The organism is Streptomyces sp. NPDC026575 (assembly GCF_055567415.1).
In genome coordinates this window covers 8,010-12,729 of sequence record NZ_JBVHQM010000056.1, presented here as the reverse complement: position 1 = coordinate 12,729, position 4,720 = coordinate 8,010, and the positions used below count along the sequence as shown (strand labels likewise).

Here is a 4,720-nt window from a genome sequence, read left to right as displayed (position 1 = left end):
GGCAAGAGGAGGGGGCGGGGGGATCATCAGGGGCGAAACCCGCAGACCCCCAACAAAAAATCTCTCGGGGGGGGGGGGGGGGGCGCCCCCGCCCCCCCCCCCCACCACCGCACATCCCCTCCGGGCAGGCCGTCCCCCGCCGTCCGGCGGTACGCTGGCCACGCCGCACCCACCCCGAAGGAGCACCCTCCATGCCGGTCGAAGCCAGCTTGATCGAGATCCTCGCCTGCCCGGCCTGCCACGCCCCGCTTCAGGACCGGACGGAGGCGAACCCCGCGCAGCTGATCTGCACCTCCGGGGACTGCAGCCTCGCCTACCCCGTCCGGGACGGCATCCCCGTACTCCTCGTCGACGAAGCCAGCCGCCCCGCCTGACCCGGGCACCGCCGGGCCCGCCCCGGCACCGCCCGGCGCAATCCCGCCCGCACCGGCGATCGGAGGCCGCGCCCACCATGCTCGACGAGTCACTCCTCGACACCCCCGACGCACTGGCCGGCGTCGACCGGTTCGGACTGCTGCGCGGCGTCGCCGAATCCGGCGCCCGGGTCCGCACCGCCGCCCGCGGCGCCGCCGAATCCGGCATCCCGGAACTGACGCCCGACGGGCGGCCGCGCGCCGTCCTCGTCGCCGGCCCCGGCCCCGCCGCGGCCGGCGTCGCCGACCTCCTGCGCGCCCTCAGCGGCGGCAGCAGCCCGGTCGGCCTCATCCAGCCCACCGGCGTCGCCCCGCTCCCCGGAGCGCTGCGCTGGACCCTGCCCGGCTGGGCCGGCCCCCTGGACCTGCTGCTGCTCGCCGGCCCCGACGCCGCCGACCCCGGCCTCGCCGAACTCGTCGAACAGGCATACCGCCGCGGCTGCTCCGTCGTCGCCGTCACCCCCGCGGGCGGCCCGCTCTCCGACGCCGTCATCCAGGCCCGCGGCCTCGCCGTCCCCCTGGCGACCACCTCCTACGACGCCGAATTCGACGTCGAGGGCGCACCCCCGGCCGCCCCCGGCACCCTCTGGTCGGTGCTGATCCCGCTGCTCGCGCTCGCCGACCGGATCGGCCTGCTCAGCGCCCCACCGGACGCCCTGGGCAAACTCGCCGACCGGCTCGACCAGATCGCCGAACGCTGCGGCCCGGCCATCCCCACCTACACCAACCCCGCCAAGGCGCTCGCCGCCGACCTCGCCGACGCCCTCCCGCTGATCTGGACCGAGGGCGCCATCGCCGGCGCCGTCGGCCGGCACTTCGCCACCGAACTCGCCGGGCTCGCCGGCCGCCCCGCCCTCGCCGCCGAACTGCCCGAGGCGCTCACCACCCACCGCACCCTGCTCGCCGGCGCGCTGGCCGCCGGCGCCGACCCCGACGACTTCTTCCGCGACCGGGTCGAGCAGCCCGCGGCGATGCACGCCAGGGTCGTCCTGCTGCGCGAGGACGAGCCCGGACCGCTCTCCGCCACCCGCGCCGCGCACGCCCTCGCCGAGGAGCGCGACACCGCCGTCAGCGAACTGCAGGCGGACACCGGCAGCGATCTGGAGAAGGCCGCGGAACTCCTCGCCATCGCAGATTTCGGTGCCGTTTACCTGGCGCTCGCCGGCACCGAGTGACCTTTGACGGCCGGCCGCGCACCCGCCGCGGCCGAACACCCCGTCCACCACGTACGACCCACCCGGTCACGTACGACGCGTAAGGAAGCAACAGCCCCATGGACCGCCTCGCCAACACCGTGCGCCCCTACGCCTGGGGCTCCACCACCGCCATACCGGAGCTCCTCGGCACCGCGCCGACCGGCGAACCCCAGGCCGAACTGTGGATGGGCGCCCACCCCGGCGCCCCCTCCCGCATCGACCGCGGCGCCGGCCCCGTCTCCCTGGCCGAGGTGATCGACGCCGCCCCCGAGGCCGAACTGGGCCCCGACACCGTCCGCGCCTTCGGCCCCCGGCTGCCCTTCCTGCTCAAGGTCCTCGCCGCCGGCGCACCGCTCTCCCTCCAGGTCCACCCCGACCTGGCCCAGGCCGAGGCGGGCTTCGCCGACGAGGAGCGGCGCGGCGTCCCCCTCGACGCCGGCCACCGCAACTACAAGGACGCCAACCACAAGCCCGAGCTGATCTGCGCGCTCACCCCCTTCGACGGCCTGTGCGGCTTCCGCCACCCCGCGCAGACCGCCGACCTCCTCGAAGCCCTCGACGTCGACGACCTCAAGCCGTACGTCGACATCCTGCGCGCCAGCCCCGAGGAGGACGCGCTGCGCGAGGTCCTCACCGCTGTCCTGAGCGCCGAGCCCCACGAGATCGCCCACACCGTCGAGCGCGCCGCCCTCGCCGCCGGACAACTCGCCACCAAGGGAGGCGAGCACGCCGCCGCCTACGCCGCCTACGCCGGTATCGCCCACCACTTCCCCGGCGACCCCGGCGTCCTCGCCGCCATGCTGCTCCACCACGTCCGGCTCCAGCCCGGCGAGGCGCTGTTCCTCGGCGCCGGCATCCCGCACGCCTACCTCAGCGGCCTCGGCGTCGAGCTGATGGCCAACTCCGACAACGTGCTGCGCTGCGGCCTGACCCCCAAGCACGTGGACGTCCCCGAACTGCTGCGGGTGGTCCGCTTCGAGGCCGGCGACCCGGGCGTACTGCGCCCCGAGGCGGTCGACGGGGAGGAGACCTACGAGACCCCCATCGACGAGTTCCGGCTCTCCCGCTTCGTCCTGGCTCCCGGCGCCGCCCCCCGCCCGCTGCACTCCCGTACACCGCAGATCCTGCTCTGCACGGCGGGCACGGTCCGGCTGCACGGCGCCGCCGGGGACACCGGGGACACCGGGGCCGAGCTGACCCTGGCACCCGGCGAGTCCGCGTTCGTACCGGCCGACGAGCGGCTCACGCTCTCCGGCGAGGGCACCCTCTTCCGCGCGACGGTCGTCGCCTAGGGGAGTAGCCGCACCGCGCCCCGGGGAGGCAGGGGCGAGCAGCGCAATCCGTCCGGCAGGTGGCCTCGTGGCGGCCGCCCGCCGCCGGGCTGCAACAATGACCGCCGCACGGCATTAAAGGGGCGGTAAAGAGGCGAGCCCCGTCGACGGAAGGGACATGCGGCACCTATGAGCGCATCAGGCGGGACAAAGGCGATCGTTGCGGCGCTGGGCGCCAACCTGGCGATCGCCGCAGCGAAGTTCGTGGCCTTCGCCTTCAGCGGCTCGTCCTCGATGCTGGCAGAAGGCGTCCACTCCCTCGCGGACTCCGGAAACCAGGGCCTGCTGCTGCTCGGCGGCAAGAAGGCCAAGCGCGCGGCGACCGCCGAGCACCCCTTCGGCTACGGCCGCGAGCGCTACATCTACGGCTTCCTGGTCTCCATCGTCCTGTTCACCATCGGCGGCGTCTTCGCCCTCTACGAGGGCTACGAGAAGATCCACGAACCGCACGAGCTGGACAACTGGGTCTGGCCGGTCGGCGTCCTGGTCTTCGCGATCATCGCCGAGGGCTTCTCCTTCCGCACGGCCATCAAGGAGTCCAACGAGCTGCGCGGCAAGCAGACCTGGACCCAGTTCGTCCGCCGCGCCAAGGCCCCCGAACTGCCGGTCGTCCTGCTGGAGGACTTCGGCGCACTGGTCGGCCTGGTCCTCGCACTGGGCGGCGTCGGCCTCACCCTGGCCACCGGCAACGGCATCTGGGACGGCATCGGCACCATGTGCATCGGCGCGCTGCTGGTGCTGATCGCCCTGGTCCTGGCCGCCGAGACCAAGTCGCTGCTGCTCGGCGAGGCGGCCGGCCCCGAGCAGGTCGCCAAGATCCGCGAGGCCGTCGTCGACGGCGAGGTCGTCACCCGCGTCATCCACATGCGCACGCTCCACCTCGGCCCCGAGGAACTGCTGGTCGCCGCCAAGATCGCGGTCCGCAACGACGACACCGCCGCCCAGGTGGCCCAGGCCATCGACGCCGCCGAGGCCCGCATCCGCGAGGCCGTCCCGATCGCCCGCGTCATCTACCTCGAACCCGACATCTACGACGAGACCGCCGCGGCAGCCACGACCGCGACGGCCGACCCGACCAAGAACACGGACTGACGGCCACTGAGGCTCTGAGAGCCGCTCGGTCATTGACGGCCACTGAGGCTCTGACGGTCGCTCGGTCTTTGACGGCCACTGAGGCTCTGACGGTCACTGAGGCTCTGACGGCCGTTGGGGGCTGAGCCAGCCGGCCCCGAGCCGCAGGCCGCGAGCGCAGGCCGAAGGCCGCAGCGAAGGCCCTCGCACTCCTTGGGAGCGCGGGGGCCTTCGCCGTCGTCTGGGCGCGCACTGCAGGGGGCCGAGCCCGCCGCAGGGCTTCGCCGTAAAGAACCCGGGCCCGACGACGCCCCCTCTCCCTACAAGCCTGCGGCCTACTGCGTGCCCGTGGACCTACCGCGAGCCTCCGCCGCTCCGCTCCCAGCCCGTGGATCTAAGGCGGGACTTCACCGGTCCGCTCCCAGCCCGTGGATCTACACGCGGGCCCTCGCCGCTACGACTCCCAGCCCGTCGACCACGGCCACACGACTCCCAGCCCGCCACACGACTCCCAGCCCCTCGATCACGCCCATCGCTCACACCCGCCGGTTCCACGCCCGTACGACTCCATGCCTGGAGGCCACAGCCGTACGACTCCACGCCATGGAGGCCACAGCCGTACGCCCCCACGCCTGTACGCCCCCACTCCCGGCGACCACGTCCCGCCGACCGCACGGCGAGATCCCCGCCGACCACACGGAGATCCCCG

At 74.0% G+C, this 4,720-nt stretch carries 4 protein-coding genes; all 4 read left to right on the top strand.

What is annotated here, in order from left to right; translation table 11 throughout:
• Nucleotides 1–191: 191 nt before the first annotated feature.
• The 4 genes from ACZ4NB_RS38430 to ACZ4NB_RS38415 all read left to right on the top strand — a co-directional run bounded on the left by ACZ4NB_RS38430 (nt 192) and on the right by ACZ4NB_RS38415 (nt 4,032).
• A complete protein-coding gene (locus ACZ4NB_RS38430; RefSeq protein ID WP_467667698.1) occupies nt 192–374 on the top strand; it encodes a Trm112 family protein in 183 nt (60 codons plus the stop codon).
• A 77-nt stretch (nt 375–451) separates the two neighbouring features.
• Nucleotides 452–1,588 (top strand): SIS domain-containing protein, encoded by a 1,137-nt coding sequence (locus ACZ4NB_RS38425; RefSeq protein ID WP_467667697.1) that lies wholly within the window; start codon nt 452–454, stop codon nt 1,586–1,588.
• 98 nt (nt 1,589–1,686) lie between these two features.
• Nucleotides 1,687–2,901, top strand: a complete 1,215-nt coding sequence (manA, locus tag ACZ4NB_RS38420; RefSeq protein ID WP_467667696.1) for a mannose-6-phosphate isomerase, class I — start codon at nt 1,687–1,689, stop codon at nt 2,899–2,901.
• Nucleotides 2,902–3,069: 168 nt separating this feature from the next.
• On the top strand, nt 3,070–4,032 hold the full coding sequence (locus tag ACZ4NB_RS38415) for a cation diffusion facilitator family transporter (RefSeq protein WP_467667695.1): 963 nt from the start codon (nt 3,070–3,072) through the stop codon (nt 4,030–4,032).
• Nucleotides 4,033–4,720 lie beyond the last annotated feature (688 nt).

Coding starts and splice junctions, on each gene's coding strand:
- ACZ4NB_RS38425 (WP_467667697.1), top strand. CDS start 452: ATGCTCGACGAGTCACTCCTCGACACCCCCGACGCACTGGCCGGCGTC.
- manA (WP_467667696.1), top strand. CDS start 1,687: ATGGACCGCCTCGCCAACACCGTGCGCCCCTACGCCTGGGGCTCCACC.
- ACZ4NB_RS38415 (WP_467667695.1), top strand. CDS start 3,070: ATGAGCGCATCAGGCGGGACAAAGGCGATCGTTGCGGCGCTGGGCGCC.
- ACZ4NB_RS38430 (WP_467667698.1), top strand. CDS start 192: ATGCCGGTCGAAGCCAGCTTGATCGAGATCCTCGCCTGCCCGGCCTGC.